At 61.5% G+C, this 21,058-nt stretch carries 12 protein-coding genes (1 of these 12 cut by a window edge); 4 read left to right on the forward strand and 8 right to left on the reverse strand.

Annotation, left to right across the window (positions count from 1 at the left end):
• A protein-coding gene (locus ACRRSD_RS24795) for a non-ribosomal peptide synthase/polyketide synthase (RefSeq protein ID WP_435035863.1) crosses the window boundary here: on the forward strand, positions 1 to 3,652 show its 3' portion. Its footprint begins 11,336 nt before the window's first position; the window shows 3,652 of its 14,988 coding nt (coding positions 11,337–14,988); its start codon lies beyond the left edge, outside the window; the stop codon is at positions 3,650 to 3,652.
• A gap of 70 nt (positions 3,653 to 3,722) precedes the next feature.
• Positions 3,723 to 4,682, forward strand: a complete 960-nt coding sequence (locus ACRRSD_RS24800) for an alpha/beta hydrolase (RefSeq protein WP_435035865.1) — start codon at positions 3,723 to 3,725, stop codon at positions 4,680 to 4,682.
• 1,057 nt (positions 4,683 to 5,739) lie between these two features.
• On the opposite strand, the gene ACRRSD_RS24805 is transcribed toward ACRRSD_RS24800, so the two are convergent.
• From ACRRSD_RS24805 to pvdM, 5 genes are all read right to left on the reverse strand, one after another.
• A complete protein-coding gene (locus ACRRSD_RS24805) occupies positions 5,740 to 8,202 on the reverse strand; it encodes a TonB-dependent siderophore receptor (protein WP_435035866.1) in 2,463 nt (820 codons plus the stop codon).
• A 117-nt stretch (positions 8,203 to 8,319) separates the two neighbouring features.
• Positions 8,320 to 9,969 (reverse strand): cyclic peptide export ABC transporter, encoded by a 1,650-nt coding sequence (locus ACRRSD_RS24810; protein WP_435035868.1) that lies wholly within the window; start codon positions 9,967 to 9,969, stop codon positions 8,320 to 8,322.
• A 146-nt stretch (positions 9,970 to 10,115) separates the two neighbouring features.
• Entirely contained in the window at positions 10,116 to 11,024 is a 909-nt protein-coding gene (gene pvdO / locus ACRRSD_RS24815) for a dihydropyoverdine dehydrogenase (protein ID WP_435035870.1), read from the reverse strand.
• A gap of 31 nt (positions 11,025 to 11,055) precedes the next feature.
• Positions 11,056 to 12,336, reverse strand: coding sequence for a pyoverdine-tailoring periplasmic protein PvdN (pvdN, locus tag ACRRSD_RS24820; RefSeq protein ID WP_435035872.1), 1,281 nt, complete (start codon positions 12,334 to 12,336; stop codon positions 11,056 to 11,058).
• On the reverse strand, positions 12,333 to 13,703 hold the full coding sequence (gene pvdM / locus ACRRSD_RS24825; RefSeq protein ID WP_435035874.1) for a pyoverdine-tailoring dipeptidase-like protein PvdM: 1,371 nt from the start codon (positions 13,701 to 13,703) through the stop codon (positions 12,333 to 12,335). Before pvdM ends, pvdN begins: the two co-directional genes overlap by 4 nt.
• A gap of 186 nt (positions 13,704 to 13,889) precedes the next feature.
• Here pvdM and pvdP point away from each other — a divergent pair, with 186 nt between their 5' ends.
• Entirely contained in the window at positions 13,890 to 15,509 is a 1,620-nt protein-coding gene (gene pvdP / locus ACRRSD_RS24830; RefSeq protein ID WP_435035875.1) for a pyoverdine maturation tyrosinase PvdP, read from the forward strand.
• A 131-nt stretch (positions 15,510 to 15,640) separates the two neighbouring features.
• On the opposite strand, the gene ACRRSD_RS24835 is transcribed toward pvdP, so the two are convergent.
• The 3 genes from ACRRSD_RS24835 to ACRRSD_RS24845 are packed head-to-tail and all read right to left on the reverse strand — an operon-like array spanning position 15,641 to position 20,183.
• Complete coding sequence (locus tag ACRRSD_RS24835) at positions 15,641 to 17,029, reverse strand: efflux transporter outer membrane subunit (protein WP_435035877.1); 1,389 nt, start codon at positions 17,027 to 17,029, stop codon at positions 15,641 to 15,643.
• A gap of 7 nt (positions 17,030 to 17,036) precedes the next feature.
• The gene (locus tag ACRRSD_RS24840) at positions 17,037 to 19,010 is read right to left on the reverse strand and encodes a MacB family efflux pump subunit (protein WP_435035879.1); all 1,974 of its coding nucleotides are present in this window, start codon (positions 19,008 to 19,010) and stop codon (positions 17,037 to 17,039) included.
• Complete coding sequence (locus ACRRSD_RS24845; RefSeq protein WP_435035880.1) at positions 19,011 to 20,183, reverse strand: efflux RND transporter periplasmic adaptor subunit; 1,173 nt, start codon at positions 20,181 to 20,183, stop codon at positions 19,011 to 19,013.
• Positions 20,184 to 20,505: 322 nt separating this feature from the next.
• Between ACRRSD_RS24845 and ACRRSD_RS24850 the strand changes: the two genes are divergently transcribed.
• Positions 20,506 to 20,988 (forward strand): sigma-70 family RNA polymerase sigma factor, encoded by a 483-nt coding sequence (locus ACRRSD_RS24850; RefSeq protein ID WP_435035881.1) that lies wholly within the window; start codon positions 20,506 to 20,508, stop codon positions 20,986 to 20,988.
• Positions 20,989 to 21,058: the final 70 nt, after the last annotated feature.

Genomic DNA, 21,058 nt, shown 5'->3' on the forward strand with positions numbered 1-21,058 from the left:
GCGCGAGCAGGATCACTCGGCCGAAGCGCTGCAAGCGTTGGCCGATGCCGAACGGGCCAAGGGCTTCGATCTCGATCAGCCGCCGCTGCAACGCCTGACCCTGGTGCAGGTGAGCGAGGACAGTTATCAACTGATCTGGACCTATCACCATATCCTGATCGACGGCTGGAGCAGTTCGCAGTTGATCGGCGAGGTGTTGAGCCAGTACTCCGGCAAGCCATTGGCCGACGCCGTGCCGTACCGCCGCTATATCAACTGGCTGCAACAACAGGATGGCAACGCCAGCGAAGGTTTCTGGCGTGAGCATTTGCGTCTGCTTGACGAGCCGACCTACCTGGCCGACGCCGTGGCGCGTACCGGCAGTGGTCGCGGCCACGAGGCGTTGTACAGCCGCTTGGGCGAAGCTCGCACCGAACAGCTCAAAGCCTTCGCGCAAGCTCAGCAGGTGACCCTCAACACCTTGGTGCAGGGCGCGTGGCTGATGCTGCTCAGCCGTTACAGCGGCCAGCGCTGTGTCGCGTTCGGCGCGACGGTGGCGGGGCGCCCGGCGAGTTTGCCAGCGTCGGAGTCGATCCTCGGTCTGTTCATCAACACCTTGCCGGTGATCAAGGACGTACCGGCCGAGCAGGCGGTCGGCGACTGGCTGCGCGACTTGCAGGACTTCAACCTGGAAATGCGTGAGCGCGAATACACCCCGCTCACCGACGTGCAGCGCTGGGCCGGACGTGCCGGGCAGTCGCTGTTCGACAGCATCATCGTGTTCGAGAACCACCCGATCGACCAGGCGCTGCGCGAGTGGCGCGATGACTCGCTGAAGTTTGGCGAGATCAGCAACGCCGGCCTGACCAACTTTCCGATGGACTTGATGGTCACGCTCGAAGAGGGGCTGGTGATCGAGTACATGTTCCTGCGTGAGCATTTCGATCGGGCGACCGTCGAAGGCATTCGCCGCAACATGGAAGGCTTGCTCGCGGCGCTGGCCGAGGATGCGGCGCAACCGCTGGGGCGCATTGGTCTGCCGACTGGTCAGGCGGCTACCGCACAGGTTGTGCCGGCCGCTTCGCAAGCACCGGCCGTGCATCAGCGTATCGCTCAATGGGCGGCGCAGCGTGGCGAGCAGACGGCGCTGATCTTCAATGGCCAGTCCTTCAGTTACGGCCATATCGACGCCCGCGCCAACCGTCTGGCCCATGCGTTGATCGCTGAAGGCGTCGGTCCGGAAGTGCGCGTCGGCGTGGCACTGCCGCGTAGCGAAAACATGATCGTGGCGCTGCTCGCGGTGCTCAAGGCTGGTGGCGCTTATGTGCCGCTGGACGCGACGTATCCGCGTGAACGCCTGAGCTATCTGATGCGCGATTCCGGGATTGCCTTGCTGCTCAGTGATTCGAGTCTGCGTCAGATCATGCCGGCACAAGACAACCTGCATGTGCTGGAGCTGGATCAACTGAACCTGACCGGCCAGCCCGACACCACGCCGGATGTTGCGGTGCAACCGGGCAATCTCGCCTACGTGATCTACACCTCCGGTTCGACCGGCCAGCCGAAAGGCGTCGGTGTCGCTCACGGCCCGTTGGCGATGCACTGCGAGGCGATCGGTCAGCGTTATGAAATGAGTGAGGCCGATTGTGAGCTGCACTTCATGTCGTTCGCGTTCGACGGCGCGCATGAGCGCTGGTTGACCACCCTGACTCACGGCGCACGCTTGCTGATCCGTGACGACAGCCTGTGGACTGCCGAGCAGACCTACAATGCTCTGCACGAGCATGGCGTGACCGTGGCCGCGTTCCCGCCGGTGTATTTGCAGCAACTGGCCGAACACGCGGAACAGCACGGCAATCCGCCGCCGGTGCGCATCTACTGCTTCGGTGGCGATGCGGTGCCGGTGGCGAGTTTCGAACTGACCAAACGCGCACTCAAGCCGCAGTACATCATCAACGGTTACGGCCCGACGGAAACCGTAGTCACGCCGCTGATCTGGAAGGCTGGCGCTGACGATCAGTGCGGTGCAGCCTACGCGCCAATCGGCAGTGTGGTCGGCGAGCGCAGCGGTTATGTGCTCGACGCCGATCTCAATCCACTGCCGGTGGGCCTTGCCGGTGAGCTGTTCCTGGGCGGCGCGCTGGCCCGTGGTTATCTGGGCCGGGCTGGCGGCACCGCCGAGCGCTTCGTGGCCAACCCGTTCAGCACCGATGGCAGTCGTCTGTACCGCACCGGCGACCTGGTTCGCCAGCGCGAGGACGGCACTGTCGACTACCTGGGGCGGATTGACCATCAGGTGAAGATCCGTGGTTTCCGTATCGAACTGGGCGAAGTCGAGGCGCGCCTCAAGCAGCAACCGGGCGTGCGCGACGCCGCCGTGGTGGCTCGCGAGGGCGTCAGCGGCAAACAGTTGCTCGGTTATGTGCTGGCCAATGCCGATACGCAAACCGATGGTTTGTGCGAACGCCTGCGTGAACAGCTCAAGGCCAGCCTGCCGGACTACATGGTGCCTGCGCACCTGATGTTGCTCGATCGCATGCCACTGACGCCGAACGGCAAGCTCGACCGCAAGGCGCTGCCGAACCCGGATGCCGAGCAGCGTCAGGATTACCAGGCGCCACGCACCGAGCTGGAAAAGGCCATGGCGAAGATCTGGCAGGACGTGCTGAAAATCGAACGCGTCGGCCTCACCGACAACTTCTTCGAACTGGGTGGTGATTCGATCCTCAGTCTGCAAGTGGTCGCTCGCAGTCGCGTGCTCAAGGCTCAGGGCCTGAGCCTGAAACTGCGCGACCTGATGCAGAAACCGAGCATCGCCGAACTGGTCGCCAGTGTGCAGGGCAGCGCCGAAAAATCTACCGGGTTGTTGGCGATGAACGCTGAGGTCAAAGGCATTGCGCCGCTGTTCTGCATCCACGCAGGTTTCGGCACGGTGTTCGACTACGAGCCGTTGGCGCGCCGTTTGAACGGTCGTCGGCAGGTCTTGGCGATTCAGTCGCGGATGCTGCTGGACCCGGCGTTCAACGATGTCTCGTTGCAGAGCATGGCCAGCGATTACGTGGCACAGATCCGCGAGAAACAGCCACACGGACCGTATCACCTGTTGGGCTGGTCGCTGGGCGGGACGTTAGCGATGCTGATGGCCGCGCAACTGGAGCAGGCCGGACAGGCCGTGAAGTTCGTCGGTCTGGTGGACAGTTTCGTGCCGTCGGCCAAGGTCAACGAAGGCGCGGTGGACGACTGGCAGGCCGATCTGCGCGACTTCCTGCGGGTGACCCTGCCGGAGGCTGCGCCAGGTTTGCGCATCGACGGCGAGGAAACCGCGCAGAACCTGCGGGCGCTGTTCGCCCGCGCCATGAGCGCCGAACGCGGGGCGTCGACCTACGTGGCACTGGGCGCCGATGAACTGGCCCATGTGTTCAGCGTGGCCCGTCGACTCAAGCAACTGTCGTTGCAACTGGATCGCTGTGCACCTTTGACTGTCAATCCGATCTGCTGGTGGACGCTGGGTCGCGAAGAGGAGGCCGTGGAACTGGCGGCGCAACTCGCGCAGCCGGGGATGGGCGGTGAATGGCTCGATTGCGGGCACTTCCAGATCCCGCGGGATGAAACTTTCCTGTCTGAGGCTGAAGAAATGCTCGGCGAATTCGTTGAATCAGTAGCCATGTCCTGATCTGTGTTCTGAACCTGAAAAAGAACGGTCGGGCGCCTTTATGGCGCTCGACCTGTCTGGAGAGATACGAATGTCGTTGAACCCTGATATCGCCGCGTTCCTGCAACTGGTCGGCAACGGCCGGGCCAGTGGCAAGCGCGTTGGCATGCATGAGCTGAGCCCGGCAGAGGCCCGCGAACAATTTGATCAGTCGTCATTGTTGATGGATGCCGGTGGCGAAGAGCTGGAAGTGGTGAAAGAGCTGCAATTGCCTGTGCGCGATGGCACGCGCCTGCACGCACGCCTTTACAGCAATCAGCCTCTGAGCGTCGGGGCAGGGCGGCCGGCGCTGCTGTATTTTCATGGCGGCGGTTATGTGGTCGGCAGTCTCGATTCCCATGACTCACTGTGCCGCGCACTGGCTGCGATGGCCGATTGTGTGGTGCTTTCCGTCGCGTATCGACTAGCGCCGGAGTTTCGTTTTCCGACCGCAGCCGATGATGCCCGCGATGCCTGGGACTGGCTGGTAGCCAGTGCTGTGGATCTGGGCATCGATGCCACACGTCTGGCGATTGCCGGTGACAGCGTCGGTGGCAGCCTGACCACGGTGCTTGCTGCGCAACTGACGGATGCGGCTGTGCAACCGCGTCTGCAGGTGCTGATCTATCCGGTTACCGATGCCAGTCGCGGCACGCCTTCGATCGAGGAGTTTGGCGAAGGGTATCTGCTGGAGAAGGCTTCGTTGCAGTGGTTTTATGAGCACTATCAGCGCGATGCCAGCGATCGTCTTGACCCGCGTTTCTCGCCGTTGCTGGCTGAGGTTAACGCTAACGTTGCGCCGGTGCTGTTGGTCTTGGCCGAGTGTGATCCGTTGCACGATGAGGGCGTGGCGTATGCGCGTCATTTGCAGGCGGCGGGGGTTGCGGTGGAGCTGAAGGTTTATGAGGGCATGACCCACGACTTCATGCGCATGGGGGCGATTATTGATGAGGCTGAAGAGGCGCAGGGGCATATTGCTCGGCGCTTGGTAGAGGTGTTTGCTGTGGCTTGACGGGGTGGGGGAATATCCGTTTTTGCGGTGCTGCGGCTGGCGGTTTCGCCCTTACGGCGAGGCACTTTTTCCAGACGCCGAAAAAGTACCCAAAAAGGCTTGCTCCTGCGTTCGGCCCTCGCAGGCTCGGGTTCCTTCGCTGCGGGATCGATCCGGGCGCAGCGGCTCCGGTTTGCTTCGCTGCACCTCCTTCCGCTGTGTCTGGCTGCGCCAGACGGTCGCTGCGCTCCCACGCCCGGATCAATCCCTCCACTCAGCCTTCCGACGTCGCCTTACAGATCAAGATCAAAAGCACTCGAGCTAACGCTCATTGTTGAGTGGTGAAAAGCGTGTGGTCTGCTTCGGATCTGTGCTGGGGCTGCCCCTCATCGGAACGCCGCCCGCCCAGCCCTCTCCCGAGGGAGAGGGAGCCGATTTGTGGGCTTTTCAGAATATGAGTTCAACTCGATATCGCACGTCGGCGTACCTCCCCCAAACGCCGCGATCAGTCCCTCTCCCTCTGGGAGAGGCAGCCGATTTGAGGGCTTTTCAAAGCGTGAGTTCGACTCGGTATTTCACGTCGGCGTACCTCGCCCAAACACCTCGATCAGTTCCCTCTCCCTCCGGGAGAGGGCTAGGGTGAGGGGCTATTGATCTTGCTTGTGATCTGGCTTTGGCTTCGGTTTTTGATCATTTGCCCCATCGGCAGGCCGAGCGTAGGTGTTCATCCGGGGGTAGGCGCGCAGCGCCGTGCGGCGCAGCCGCATACATCGAGAGGAGGTGCAGCGAAGCAAACCGTAGGCGATGCCCCCGGATGGACACCGTAGCGAGGGAACACTGAGCCTAAGCGAAGTGCCGTACGCCAGGGGCAAAGCCTTTTGGTTCCTTTTTGGCGTTTGAAAAAGGGACTCGCTGTAAGAGCGAAACCGCCAGCGGCAGCACCCGAAGCAACGGATATAAACCCAAAACCCAAGATCCCAAAACCGCAAGAGCCTGGTCGGCCCACAGGCCGCCAAGCCCAAATCAGCCCCAAAAAAAACGCCAGCAAATGCCGGCGTTTCAGTGAGCGCTAAACGTATTACCAGTTGTAGGTCACGTCAGCAGTCATGGTACGGCCTTCACCGTAGTAGCAGTCGAGCGTACCGTTGCACGCAGCGACGTACTTCTCGTCGGTGAGGTTCTGCAAGTTAGCCTGCAGCTTCACACCTTTGACATGCAGCGGCGATTTTTCCAGATCGTAGGAAACCATCGCGTCATACACGGTGTACGACGGCACCTGGAAGGAATCTTCCACATAGTCCGAGCCGTAGCTTTGTTGCACGTAACGAGCACCCAGGCCCATGCCGAAACCGGCCAGAGCCGTGGAGATGTCGAAGTCGTAGTTGATCCACGCCGATGCGGTCAACGGCGGAGCCATAGCTACGGTGCGACCTTCGCGACCGTCGTTGGCGCTGTGCCACTTGGTCTGGTTACGCGACACGGCGGCCAGTACGCGCAAGTTCTGCGTGACATTGACCTTGCCTTCCAGCTCTACGCCACGCGAACGCACCGTACCGCTCTGCACGCTGAACCCCGGGTTGTTGAGGTCGGTGGTCAGCATATTGTCCTGGTCGATCTGGTAAGCCGACAGCTGAATGAAACCGTCGACGAAGGTCGGTTCGTATTTGATGCCGACTTCGTACTGCTTGCCGGTGGTCGGTTCGAACGCTCCACCGCTCATGTCGGTACCGGTTTGCGGCAGGAACGATTCGGCGTAGCTCACATAAGGCGTGATGCCGTTCTCGAACTCGTAGCCGAGGCCGGCGCGACCGGTGAACTTCTCGTCCTTCTGGTTGCTGTGACCGCCGGTCAGCGGTTGCTTGTTGTCGGTTTCGGCGAAGTCGTAACGACCGCCGAGGGTCAGGAACCACTGGTTCCAGCGCAGTTGATCCTGAGCGTACAGACCGGTCTGGGTGATGGTGTTATCCCATTTGTACGGCTGGCGGAAGTTGATCTGGCTGCCATACACCGGGTTGTACAGGTCGATACCCGGAGCGGTGCGGTCGTACAGGCCGAGGAACTTCGAGTTGAAGTGGTAGTAGTCCACGCCCAACAGGACGGTGTGATCGATATCGGCAGTCTTGAACTTGGCCTGGGCAATGTTATCGAGGCCGTAGACCTTGTTGTGCTGCGACCAGTCCACGGCGTAACGGCTCTGGAAGCTGTTGTCGTTGAGGCCGGTAACCGGGTTGGTCGGGAACGTATAGCCGTGCAGTGGCGCCACGTACTGGTCGTTGACGTCGGCGTAACGGGCATTCTGCTTGAAGGTCCAGACGTCGTTGAATTCGTGAGCAATTTCGTAGCCGACGACAAACTGCTCGCGATGGTACTTGTTCACGTCCGGCTCGCCGATGAAGCGGCTGCGGCTGATACGACCGTTGGAGGTGCTCTTGACCGTGCCGAACGCTGGCAGGCCCTGGGCTTCCGGTACATCGTGGTCTTTCTGGTACTGGCCGAACACGGTGATGGTGGTGCGGTCGTTCGGCAGCCAGGTCAGGCTCGGCGCCAGCATCATGCGGTTCTGGCTGGCGTAGTCGATGGCCGAGTTGCTGTCGTTGACCACACCGGTCAGGCGATAGAGGAATTCACCCTGATCGTCGATCGGGCCGCCGAGGTCGAAGGCACCGTAGGCGCGGTCATAGCTGCCGCCACCGATTTTGATTTCGTGCAGCGGTGTCGCGGTCGGACGCTTGCTGACCATGTTGACGATGCCGCCAGGCTGGTTCTGACCGTAGAGTACCGAGGCCGGGCCTTTGAGCACTTCGATGCGCTCGAGGGTGTACGGGTCGATCTGCAGCGAACCGCCGGTGCTGCCGCCGCCGTAAGGCATGTGCAGGCCGTCGAGGTACAGCGGAGTAGGGGAGAAACCGCGGGAGGTCGGCTCGTCAAAAATCTTCACGCGGTCGGCAAAACCGCCACCGGTAATGCCCGGGGTGTAACGCAGGGCCTCGGTGACCGATTGCGAACCGCGCATCTTGATTTCGTCTTGGGTGACGACGTTGATTGTCTGCGGGATAACCTTGATCGCCGTATCGGTCTTCGAACCCGTGGCGCTGCGTTTGGCGACGATCCCGTCAACCGGACCCCAGGCCGATTCCGCAGTGGCGGAGATGTTGGTCGGTGCCAGATCGAGGCTGGCGCCGCTGTTGCTGCGCGAGCGCAAAGCGACGTTATTGCCTTCAACGCTGTAGGCAATGTCGGTGCCGCTGAGCAACTGCGCGATGGCTGCAGTCGGTTCCAGGTTGCCGCTGACCGCGCTGCTGCGCAGACCACTCACTTCATCCGGGCTGTACAGCACCTGAAGGTTGGTCTGGCGACCGAATTCCTGCAAAGCGCTCCCCAGCGACTGGGCAGGAATATTGATCGCCATCGCCGCAGCCTGCGCCTGGCCGATCATTGGCAGGGTGAGGGCCATGGCGCACAGCGCTGGCAATGTGGAACGCAAGGAGCGGCGGATCAGCAGAGCCTTGGCGAGCGGGTGGAGTCCGTGCGGTGCGGGCATTATTCTTCTACTCTTCAAAGTATTGACTGAGAACGATTTCTATTAACTGTAAATGAGACGTTGAACCTTCCGAAAACCGGAAAGGCTCAACGCACTTTTTTTACAAAATTTTCACAATCAGGCAGGTTGAAGCTCGGTGACCACCTTGCCGGCGCTCATGCGCACCAATTGGTCGGCGACGTCGAAGTAACGATCATCGTGGGAAATAACGATGATGGTTTTGCCCAGACGCTTCAGGTCAGGCAGCAGCTCGGTGTAGAAAATGCGGCGGAAGGTCGGGTCCTGGTCGGCAGCCCATTCATCGAACACCAGCACCGGGCGCTCTTCCAGCCACGCATTGATCAGTGCCAGGCGTTTGCGCTGGCCGGTGGACAGGTCGGTGGTGGTGAACGAGCCGTCACGCACGCTGACCTTGTGCGCGATCTCCAGACGCTGCAGGTATTTGTTGGCGTCTTCCGGGATATGCGTGTCGCCCTGTACCACGTCGTCGAACAAGTAATAGTCGGCGAAAATCGTGGTGAACAACTGACGATAATCATCGCGGGTCGCGGCGTCGATGATCTGCTCGTTGAGGCGGATCTCACCCTGTTGCGGCGCGTACAGACCCAGCAGCAGCTTGATCAGGGTGGTCTTGCCACAGCCGTTTTCACCGACGATGAAAATGATGTCGCCCTGTTCGATTTTCAGGTTCACCGGGCCGAGACGGAACGGTGCCGCGCCTTCCACGGTCGGGAAACTGTACGACACGTCGGTCAGTTCGAGGCTGTGCACGACGTTGTTTTTCGGGCCTTGATCGCTGAGCAGCAGGTGCGGTTCAGGCGAGGAAAACTGCTCCGAAAGATCGGCGATGCGGCGGAAGGCGATCTGCGCGCGGCTGACAATCGGCAAGGTGCTGATCAGGTGTTCCAGCGGACCTTTCATGTACAGCAACACCAGCACGAAGCCGCTGATCACCGCTTTATCGGCGCTCGGCCACAGCGATTGCAGGCCCAGCGCCAAGCCGATGACCACAAAAAACAGCATCGAACCGAGGGTTTTGGCGATGACGAACGTGTTCACCGAACGCACCTGGGTGTCGCAGATCTTGTTCGCCGTTCCTTCAATGCCGGCAACGAACATGCGATGCCGGCGCGGGCGGTGGATGCGCAGTTCTTTCGCGCCTTCAGCCACGGCGTGGTAGTTCTTCTGCAACTCGTCTTCGTAGTCGCGGGCTTTCATGAAGCCCTGCATGCCACGCCCGCGGGCAATGTACTGAATGATCGTGCTGAGCAGAATCGCCACCACCACCATCAGAAACATCGGCCATGACAGCATCGCCAGATAGCCCATGCAGCCCAGGGTGACGGTCATGGAAATCGCCAGCGGGGCGAAAGCGAAAGCGAAGTCGCTGATGGTGTCGACGTCGTGGGTCAGCACCGGAATCAGGCGATGGCTGCGGTAGCGCTCGATCTGCTCGATGGGGGCGCTGAGGACTTTCTCGCCTAGCTCCTTACGCAGTCTGGCAATGATGTGCTGACCGACATAGTTGGTGCCGATGTCAGAGAAAATCGAACTGGTCAGGGCCAGCAGGCACAACCCGGCGAAGATCGCGACCACGGTGTTGCTCAGGTCGCCTTCGGTGTGCAGCACGCTGTTGATGGTCGCCAGCAGCGCGGTGACACTCAGACCACCGACCATGCCGAGCAGGGTCGAGACGGTCACGATCAGCCGAAAGGGTTTGAGCAGGGCGAACAATTCTTTGATCACCCCGCGTGTTGGTTTGCTCATGGAGGTTCCCTGCTGGAAAAAGCGGCGAAGGCCGGCATGGTTCGCGGACTTCGCCTGGATGACGTAGAGGGCGGTGGCGCACCGTGTCGGTTCGCGCTCACCTGTAAAACGACTGGCAGGACGGCTAATTTAGCCGGGCGAGGGCGTTACAGATCGCGGGCGACGCGAAAGCCGATCCAGTCGCCGCGCGTGTCGGTGTAGGTGGCGTTGCGGTTGCCGGAGCGGGAGAACACCGGCGCTTCGCCCCAGTCGTTGCCACGAATACGGCGGATCTCGCATTTGCCGCTCAGCCAGGCGCTGCCGTCGCTCGGTGCGCCGAGGTAGTTTTCGTTGTAGCAGTCGGCCGTCCATTCATAGATATTGCCGTGCATGTCGTACACGCCGAAGGCGTTGGCTGGAAAGCTGCCGGCCGGCGCAGTGAAGTTGTAGCCATCGGCGGCGCCGTAAGTGTTGGCGTGTTTGGCGATGCTGTATTCCTTGCCTTCATCGAAGGGGAAGGGGAACGGCCCGCTGTTGCCGGCACGAGCTGCGTATTCGCGCAGGGATTCGCTGACCAGTCGATATTGTTTGCCGGTTTTTTTCGACAGCCACGCCACGTACGCTTCGGCTTCAGGGAAGTCCATGCACACCGCTGGATGCTTGTCGGTGTACTGCTTGCGCGGATCGCTGCCCTGATAGTCGGGAATGCCAGCCTTGCACGCACGACCTGGACGGGTGTCGCCGTCGGGCATTGTGTAGCCGCTGTCCTTGAGGTAGGCATCCCACTCGCCGCGCAGTACCTGAAAGCGGCTGATCGCCAGCGGCTGGGCAAACGTCACCGGGTGCATCGGGCCTTCGTCAGGCTCACGGCCGACTTCATCGTCCGGGGTGCCCATGGTGAAGGTGCCGGTGGGCAGGACGACCATTTCCGGGCAGTCCTTGCAGTCCTTGAACACCTTGCCCGGCGCCGGCGGTGTGGCGGCCTGGACAGCGCCAGGCAGCAGGCCGGCGGCGAGGGCGGTGAGCATCAGCGCCGGCAAGGTCTTGAGGGGAAAACGACGCAGTTCACTGTTCATGGCGGGTCTCGCTAAAAGGAAAAGGGAGCGCTCAGAGGGCTTGGTCGAGCACGGCCAGCAGACGGTCGATTTGTGCTTCGTCATTGAGCAGCCCGGGTGCGGTGCGGATCACCGGGCCGACATCGCGGTGGACGGCATCGGCCACCACGCGGTTGGCCATCAGGTGCGCAGCGATCTTGTCGCTGTCCTTGCCCTTGACCCGGAAGAACGAGAAGCCGGCAGACAGCGCCGGGCTCAATGGCGTGACGAGCTCGATTTGCGGACGTTGTTGCAGGCGTTGTTTCAAGTAACTGTTGAGCGCGTGAATGCGCGCTTCGACGTCGGCCTTGCCCAGCTGCAGATGCAACTTGAACGCCTCGTCCAGTGCCCAGCGGTGTTCGAACGCGTGGTAGCCACCGGGGGTCATGGTGGTGGAAAACGCGGTCGCCTCGGAGAACGTCGGAATAACTGGCGTAACGTATCTGACGTCTTCGAAGCGGCTGCAAATGATCCCGGTACCCCGTGGGCCAAACATCCATTTGTGTGTGCCGGCAATGAAGAAGTCGCAGTTCATTTGCGCGAAGTTCAGGTTGTCCACACCGAAGCCGTGCACGCCGTCGACCACGTAGACGATCCGGTCGGCATCGCTGCGGCCGCGATTGTGCTTGTCGACGATCGCGCCGATCTCGCCGATGGGCAGTTTCAGGCCGCTGCCCGAATGTACCCAGCACATCCCCAGCACGCGGGTTTCGGGGCGGATGGCGTTGTCGATATTGGCGAGGATTTCGTCTTTGCTGGCGTGGTAAACATCCTTGAACAGAGGGATCTTGCGCACCCGTGTGCCATCGCGTTCGGTGCGCAGGGCGAGGATGGTGTGGGTCGCGTAATGTTCGTGGACGGTGGTGAGAATTTCCTGATCGGCGCGCACATGCACGCCGCCATAGATCGTCGCCAGACCTTCGGTGGTGCTGCCGGTCAGCGCGATCTGTTTGGCGTTGGCCTGCAAGTAGCGAGCGGCCCAGACCCGCACGTTTTCCTCGCGTTGTTCGATCACGCCGAGGTCCCAATCCATCGCCAGGCCGGGATTCTTGTCGATAGCCGCGCGATGCTGCTCGATGGCCTTGCGCACCGGTTTGGGGTGCGAGGTGATCAGGAAATTGGAGAAATGCAGGTAGTCTGGGTCCTGATCGAACAGCTGCTGCAACTGCGCCCATTTGTTGCGCGGCAGCGGTGCCGCGGCTGAAGCACTGGCGAGATCGGGCAGGCTCGCCCCAAGGGGCAACGCCGCAGCAACGATCCCGGCCTGCTTGAGAAAGTCCCGGCGGTTACTCATGGCTTGGCAGTTCCCGGTGCAGCCGCCACCGCCGGTTTCGCGGCTTTTTCGACCTGATCCCAAACGCGCAGGAAGTTACCGCCCCAGAGCTTGGCGATATCCGCCTCGGAATAACCGCGCGAGATCAACTCGGCGGTGACGTTACGGATCTCGCCAACGTTCTCGAAACCTTTGACGCCACCGCCCTCGTTGAAGTCGGAGCTGATGCCGACATGGTCGATGCCGATCTTGCGTACCGCGTAATCGATGGCGTCGCCCAGGTCCTTGAGGCTGGCTTTCGGTTCTTCTTCGAGGATGCCGTAGAGGCGACTGGCGTACTGGCCGAACTTCTGCTCGGACCACGCTGCAATGATCGGGTCGCCGGGCATCAACGCCATGGCCAGGTTTGGCAGGGGCGGCAGATCGAAATCCTTGCGCATTTCATTGAGCTTGTCTTGCGTGGTCTGGGTCAGCGGGCGCAAGTATTGCGAGAACGCGACAATCTGCACCACGCCGCCGCTGTTCTTGATCAGCTGCATTTCCTTGTCGCTGAGGTTGCGCGGAATATCGACCATCGCGCGCGGTGCCGAGTGCGAGGCGATCAGCGGCGTGCGGCTCAGTTGCGCGACCTGCTCGAGAGCCTTGGTCGACATTTGCGAGACGTCGATGATCACACCCAGATCGTTGAGACGCTTGACCGCTTGCTTGCCCAGATCCGAGAGGCCGTCGAGGGCATCCGGTGAATCGTTGAGGAACGGCAACGGGCGCGATGAATCGGCCCAGTCGTTATTGCCGATATAGCTGAAACCGAACATGCGCATGCCGCGCGCCGTCCACATGTCCAGCAGGCTCAGGTCGTGGCCCAGCGGGTAGGCGTTGAGCATACTGATGAAAATCGCGAATTTGCCTTCGCCGTGCAGGCGGCGGAAATCGTCCGGGGTATAGGCGATGGCGACTTGATTGGGATAGTCGCGGACCATGCCGGAAATGATCTTGAAGCGAATTTCCTGCTGATTGCGCGCCTCGTCAACGAAACCGGGGGTCGGCTTGTGCGGTGCGTTCGGGCCGTTCCACATTTCCGGCCAGCCGAAGATGGTCAGTGCCGCGCCGGACAGGCGACCGCGATTGGCTTTGGCCAGATCGAACTGGCCGTCACCGTCCTTGTCGGCTTCGTGGCCATCGGTGCCGAAGTTTTGCGTCAAGCTGACATGGCTATCGAAAGAGAGCATGCGTTCGTGCAACTCATCCGCCTGTTTCATGACTTTGGCCGGGTAGCCGAGGTCATCCTTGAACCAGTGTTGCCATACGGCAAAGCCTGCGCCGGCGCTGATCGCCAAGGCTAACGGCAGGCCAATGAATAGAGCCTTTTTCGAACGTGGTTTTGTCATTGCCATCTCAGTCGGGTTCGCCATTGAGGTGCAGGCGCGGGGGCCTTTGCTATCTGGGAAGAACGAGTGATCAGCAGGGAAATTTAGGCCGGCGGCGCCGTGGCGAAAACGCGCGCTTAAATTTGCCGCGGCAACAAACGTTCTAGCTTGGATAAAGCCTGCTTCATGGCTGACACAGGTAGGGCAATGAAGATTTCTCGACGATGGTTCATGGCAGGCCTGGCGCTGACGGGCGCCGCCGTGCCGGCGGCTTATTTCGGGCATCGTGAATGGACGAAGCCGGATCCGACGATCACGCCGGGCGAGGCCTCTTTTGATGTGGCGGACATGGCCGGTCAGCGCCTGGCGAACGCCTTGCGCGGGGTCTGGGATATCCGTTTCGAAGGCGCCGACGCGGGCCTTGCAGGCTTGCCGCAGAAAGGCCTGCAAGTGTTTCTCGACATCGGTCATAAAGGCCGGGGCGTGTGCGGTTTTCTCGATACGCCGGAGCGTTTGCGCTCTGCTGAAACACCGCGTTACCGAATTCTCGGTGATCTGGCCAAGGCCGATGCGGCGAAGCTGAGTTGGCGGCTGATCGGCGCTGATGGCCAGATCAGCTATGAGCTGGAAATGATCCTCGATGAGGTCTGGGCCGACTTCGGCAATGCTGGCAGCGGTACCCTCAGCGGCAAAGCGCTGCGCCTCGACCGACCGTTGAATCTGCCCGCGCAGGACAACCGCTTCGTCGCGGTCAAGCAGCTGTTTCCCGAAGCCCGCGAACGCACGCCGCTGAACGCGACGCTGCTGGCGTGGCTGATTTCCCCCGAGCATCGCCTCTTCCACCAGTTGTGGCATGCGACCCGGGACAAGTGGCACAAACTGCCCGAGGACAAGCGCGAGGCGCTGCGCGGGATTGGCTGGCAGCCCGGGCCGCGTGACAAGGAGCGCGATGCCCGTGGCCCGCGCAAGGATCGCAACGGTTCAGGGGTGGACTTCTTTTTCATGCACCGGCACATGCTCGGTACAGCGCGCTCGATGCAGGACCTGCCGTCCTGGGAGTACTTCCCGCTGCCGCAGCCGGAGTTGATCCGTGATCGCATCGGTTTCGCCCGCTACTTCGACAACCACGACGGCACGGCGTTGCCGCCAACGTGGACGGCGGCGGGCGACGATGAGTTCAGTCAGTGGGTCAGCGACATCAAGACCGCCGAAACCTATGAAAGCAACTTCCAGGTCTGGGAGTCGCAATACCGCGATCCGGCGTATCTGGCCAAACTCACGCTGGGGCAGTTCGGCTCCGAGGTAGAACTGGGCCTGCATGACTGGCTGCACATGCGCTGGGCTTCGGTGCCGCGCGATCCATCCAATGGGCAACCGGTGCCATTTGCGCGGGATCCGGCGGACTTCGCCGCGCGTTGGTACAACGCTGAAAACGACTTCCTCGGCGATCCGTTTTCGTCCCACGTCAATCCGGCGTTCTGGCATTTCCATGGCTGGATCGACGATCGCATCGAAGACTGGTTCCGCGCCCATGAGCGTTTTCACCCGGGTGAAGTCAGCCGCCTGCAGGTCAACGGTGTGCAGTGGTTTGCGCCGGGGCGTTGGGTCGAGGTTGATGATCCGTGGCTGGGACCGATCACTCACGGGTGCAGCACCACGCCGGGCCTGCAGGTGGGCAAGTCGGTGGAGATGGACCCTGAAACCATGAAGCTGGCCCTGCGTATCACCTTCATCACCGACGAAGAAAAACTCGCCGGACTGTTCCGCCGCGTGCCGCAACGACCGTGGTATGCGCGCAATCTGAAGGCTAAAACCAGCCCGGCTTGAGGGCTGGGTCATCGTTCATTCGCGAGCGGGCTCGATCCCACAGGATCAGGTGTTGATCGCAGATTGCGCAAACACCGCCAATCACTGTGGGAGCGAGCCTGCTCGCGAAAGCGCTCTGCCAGGCAACGCTATTACTGCGTCCACCCACCGCCCAGGGCCTTGTACAGCGCAATGCTCGCCTGCACCCGTGACAGCCGCAGTTGTGCGTTCTGATCTTGCGCGGCGTACAGCGTGCGCTGGGTTTCCAGTACCGTCAGCAAGTCTTCGGCGCCGGCCTCATAGCGACTTTGCGCGATGTTGAAAGCGCTCTGCGCCTGATTCAATTCTTCGTTCTGCCACAACCGCTGTTCGTCCAGGCGACGAATGCTGTTGAGCGCTTTTTCCACATCAGCGAAACCGTTGATGATCGCACCACGATAGGTTTCCAGCAGCTCTTGCTGGCGCGCCGTGGCCTTGTCGCGTTCGGCGCCGAGGCGACCGTTGTTGAAGATCGGCGCGACCAGTCCGGCGGTCAGGTTGTAGAACGGGCTGCGAATCAGATCGTCGAACTGATTGGCGCCGGAACCGAGCTGGGCGGTCAGGGTCAGCGCCGGCAACATCGCTGCACGGGCGACTTTTACGTCCGCCTCGGCGGCGGCCAGTTGTGCTTCGGCGCGCGCGATGTCCGGACGATGAGTGAGCAACTCGCTGGGCACGCCGGCGGCAATATCAGGCCATTGCAGGTGATCGAAGGATTCTGTCGGCGACAGTTGCTGCACCGGTCGGCCGAGCAGGGCGGCGAGGCTGATCAACGCTGCCTGGGCCTCCTGTTGCACGCGCGGCAATTGCCATTGCTGGGCGGCGACCAGACTTTTCTGCTGCGCCAGTTCCAGCGCGGTCGCCGAGCCTGAATCAAAGCGCGTCTGCACCAGTTTCAGTACGCTTTGTGCGTTAGCCAGATTGAGTTCGGCGATGCGGCTCTGCTCGCGCAGCGACAAGGTTTGCGCATACGTGCTGGCCACGCCGCTGAGCAATGTCAGCTCGACGGTTGCGCGGTCGAATTCGCTGGCCTGCAAGGTGAACTGCGCGCTGTCCCGCGAGGCGCGTTTGCCACCCCAGAAATCGATTTCGTAAGTGGCGCTCAGGTTGGTGTCGAAGTAGTCCACGGCTTTGTTGCTGCTGTTGGCATCGAGCTGGCTGTAACCATTGCCACGCAGCAGTTTCTGCCGATTGGCATTGAGCCCGGCCTTGATCTCCGGCAGCAATGAGCCGCCGGCGATCACCGTGCCGGCCTGTGCCTGGCGCACGCGGGCAACGGCGGCCGCGAGGTCAAAACTGCCGGCGCGGGCCTGTTCGATCAGGCGATCCAGCTCGGGGCTGCCGAACTGCGTCCACCACTGCAGGTTGTTGCGGGCGCTGCTGGCGCTGTGCGGCGATTGCCAGGTCGCGGGCGCTTGCACGCCACTGTCGGGGCGTTGCACGGGACTGCCGCAGGCGCTGAGGATCAGGCACACGGTCAACAAACTGAGGCGCGGTTTCATAGATCGATCATTCACTGGTAAGGGCCGTGACCGGGTCGAGCCGGGCAGCTTTGCGGGCCGGCATAAAGCCGAAGACAACGCCGGTCACGAGTGCGCAGCCGAAAGCGCCGAGCACCGCCAGCAACGAAAATGCGACGGCCACTTCGCTGAGAATCAGTACACCGCCGACGATCAACGCCAAGGCGATCCCGGCAATGCCGCCGACCACCGAGAGCATCACGGCCTCGGTGAGAAACTGGCGCAGAATGTCGCGCTGCCGCGCCCCAGTGGCCATGCGGATACCGATCTCGCGGGTACGCTCACGCACGGTCATCAGCATGATGTTCATCACGCCGATGCCGCCGACCAGCAGGGAAATCGCAGCAATCGAGCCGAGCATCAGCGACAGGGTGTTTTGCGTGCGCGCCTCGGCCTGGATCATCGCGGCGTTGTTGGTGAGTTCGAAATCCTTCTTGCCGTTGTGCAGGCGCAGCATCAGTTGCTCGATGGCTTCTTCGGCGTCCTTGACCTTGCGCGCGTCCGTGGCGGCGATGGCCACGTATTCCGGATCGCGGGTGCCGAACAGCCTGACACTGGCGGCCGAGTAGGGGATGGCGATGCGGTTGTCACTGTCCGAGTCACCAGAACTGGCACCTTTTTCCGCGAGCACGCCGACCACCTGAAACGGCACGTTTTCGATCAGGATGTATTGGCCGATCGGGTTGATCACATCCTTGAGCAGTTTGCTCCGCACTTTATGGCCAATCACTGCCACTGCGGCGGCGTTCGCCTCGTCGGCCTCGGTGAAATAGCTGCCTTGCACCACCGGCCAGTTGAAGATCGCCGGGAAGTTGGTGTCGTTGCCGCCGACGTAGCTCAAATGGTCGGCATTGCCGAACCGCACGCCAGCTTCGGCGCCGTTGACCGGCATGATCCGTTGCACTTGCGGCAGGCTTGCCAGCGCGCGGACGTCGTCGAGGGTGATGATCCCCGGTGGTGTGCGCGGGTTGGGCGCCGAGCCGCTGAGGTAAATGATGTTCGAGCCAAACGCGCCCATTTGCGCCATGACCTGACGCTTGCTGCCTTCGCCGACGGCGAGCATCACCACCACCGAGGCCACGCCGATGATGATGCCGAGCAGGGTCAGCGCAGTGCGAAAGCGATTGATCCACATCACCCGCCATGCGGCGTGCAAGGCGTCGACCAATTCACCTTTCCATGCCCCGGTGGCTTCGGCGCCCTCGATCAGACGCTTGCGTAGATCGACCGCTTGCAGGGCTCCGGGGTTGGCGCTGGTCTGGGCGTGGGGATTGTCTGTGGAGCTGTCGCTGATGATCAGGCCGTCGCTGATTTCGATGATGCGTTTGGCCCGCGCCGCCACTTCGCGATCATGGGTAATCAGGATCACCACATGGCCTTGGCTCGCCAGTTCGTCGAGCAGCGCCATGACCTCTTTGCCGCTGTGACTGTCGAGGGCGCCGGTCGGTTCGTCGGCGAGAATGATATGGCCGCCGTTCATCAAGGCGCGGGCAATCGACACCCGTTGTTGCTGACCGCCGGAGAGCTGGTGCGGACGGTTGCCGGTGCGTGAGGCGAGGCCGAGACGATCGAGCAGGGCAGCGGCGCGGGCATGGCGTTCGGCCGCTGGCGTACCGGCGTAGATCGCTGGCATCTCGACGTTTTCCTGGGCCGAGCCGGACGGAATCAGGTGGTAACCCTGAAACACGAAACCAAAGGCTTCGCGGCGCAGCCACGCCAGTTCGTCGCTGTCGAGGCCGGCGACGTTTTCCCCGGCGAAACGGTATTCACCGGACGTCGGTCGGTCGAGGCAACCGAGGATGTTCATCAGCGTCGATTTACCGGAGCCGGATGCGCCGACAATCGCCACGAATTCACCGGCGTGGATCGACAGGTCGATACCGCGCAGCACATGAACTTCAGGCGCGTCGCCGCCGCCGTAGGATTTGCGGATGTCCTGCAGGTCGATCAGAGGTGTTTGCATTCAGCCTCCGCTGCCAACAGCCGGGCCGATCAGCAAGTGATCGCCTTCGTTGAGACCTTCGATAATCTGTACTTTCAAACGGTCGCTGATACCGGTGCGTACTTCGCGGGACTGGATGTCACCGTTGGCGGCAATCACCTGGGCCGTCTGCAGATCGGCGCTGGTGCTGCCTTGCAGCGCGGCGATCGGGGCGGTGAGAACGTCTTTCGCCTGACTGGCGACAAAGAACACCTGGGTGGTCATCTCGGCCATCAAGGCGTTATCGGCGTTATCGACGTCGAGCAGCACGGTGTAGAGCACCACGCGGGCGCTACCGCTTTTACTGCTGCTGGCAGGGCTGCCGCCGCCCTGACTGGTCTGATCGAGCGGTTTTGGCGGCACCGGCAGGATTTGCCGCACGGTGCTGCTCCAGCGCCGGTTGCCGCCGCTGAGGGTGGTGAAGTAAGCGGTCATGCCCGGTTTGACATGGCCGATATCCGCCTCGGAAACCTCGGCCCACACGGTCATCGGCGACAGCTTGGCGATACGCAGAATCAGCGGCGTCTGTTGTTGTGCGTTGAGGGTCTGGCCTTCGCGGGCGTCGAGGGCAACCACGGTGCCGGCCATGGGCGCATAGATCCGCGTGTAGCCGAGCTCGGCCTGATCGCTGCGCAGGCTGGCTTCGGCTTGGCGGATCTGCGCCTGGAACATGTCGATGCGCGCTTGCGTGGCTTTCAGTTCGGCGCGGGCGGTCTGCACGTCTTCCTCGCGCGTTGCACCGCCGGCGGCCAGATTCTGTTGGCGCTGATACTTCTGTTGCGCCAATTGGTGCTGGGCACGTTGTTCCTGCAATTGCGCCTTGAGGTTTTCGATCGAGAAGCGGCCAGCGTCAAGTTTGGCCTTTTGTGTCGATGGATCGATTTCCACCAGCAGTTGACCTTCCTTGACCACGTCGCCGACTTCGACATGGATTTTCTGGATCTGCCCGGAAGCCTGCGCACCGACATCCACGTATCGGCGCGGTTGCAGGGTGCCGAGCGCGGTAACGCTGCTTTCGATGTCGCCACGGGTCACTTGCACGGTGGCGAATTTATCCCGGCCTGGCGGCAGGATCTGCCACGCGGCGAACGCGACAACGGGGATCAGACAGAGGACTACGAGCAGGGCGCGTCGGGCGGGGCGGGGACGTTTCATGCAGGGTTCCGGCCAGTGGAAATCGGCCCGTCGTTCGGCTGGCACACAGGTTCGGGCAGCACGGAACGCTGTCGCAAGGTGCGACAGACACGGGGAGCTGTCCTGTAAACGAGAGAAGCGTGGGGGAATTTAACTGCGGACACACGAAGTTACAGCTATAGAACAGCACTATTTGTCGGTCAACGACAAACATCACTTTAAATCTATATGAGAATTACTATAAATTACGCACCTCAAGTTGCCACTATCTTGCTACTGCGTTTTGCGCAGGGGTCAATCGGTGAGCTCAAGGACAGAACCCGCAGGTTTGCGGCCGGGAGTCATGTTGGAAAACTACTATCGCGAGCTGGTGTGTTTCCTGAACGCCAAGCTCGGCAACCGTCAGGTTGCCGAAGATGTGGTGCATGACGCCTATCTGCGGGTGCTGGAACGTTCCAGCGACACACCGATCGAGCAACCCCGGGCCTTTCTTTACCGCACCGCGCTCAATCTGGTCATCGACGACCATCGGCGCAACGCTTTGCGCCAGGTCGAATCACTCGACGTGCTCGATAATGAAGAGCGCTATTTCACCCCGTCACCCCACGGCACCCTCGATCATGGCCAGCGCCTGGAGATGCTTCAGCGCGCGCTGGCCGAGTTGTCACCGCTGTGCCGCGAAAGTTTTCTGCTGCGCAAAATCGAAGGCCTGTCGCACCCGGAAATCGCTCAGCAACTGGGGATTTCCAAGGCTCTGGTGGAAAAGCACATCGTCAATGCCATGAAACATTGCCGTCTGCGCATCAAACAATGGGATGCCCATTGAGCCGTCCGCGTTAAATTTTATTTCACTGTCCTCGTTCCTACTCAACAGACGACCTGCTGTCCTGCTCAAG

Origin of the sequence: Pseudomonas neuropathica, from assembly GCF_051174785.1 — a bacterium.
Lineage (GTDB): Bacteria > Pseudomonadota > Gammaproteobacteria > Pseudomonadales > Pseudomonadaceae > Aquipseudomonas > Aquipseudomonas neuropathica_A.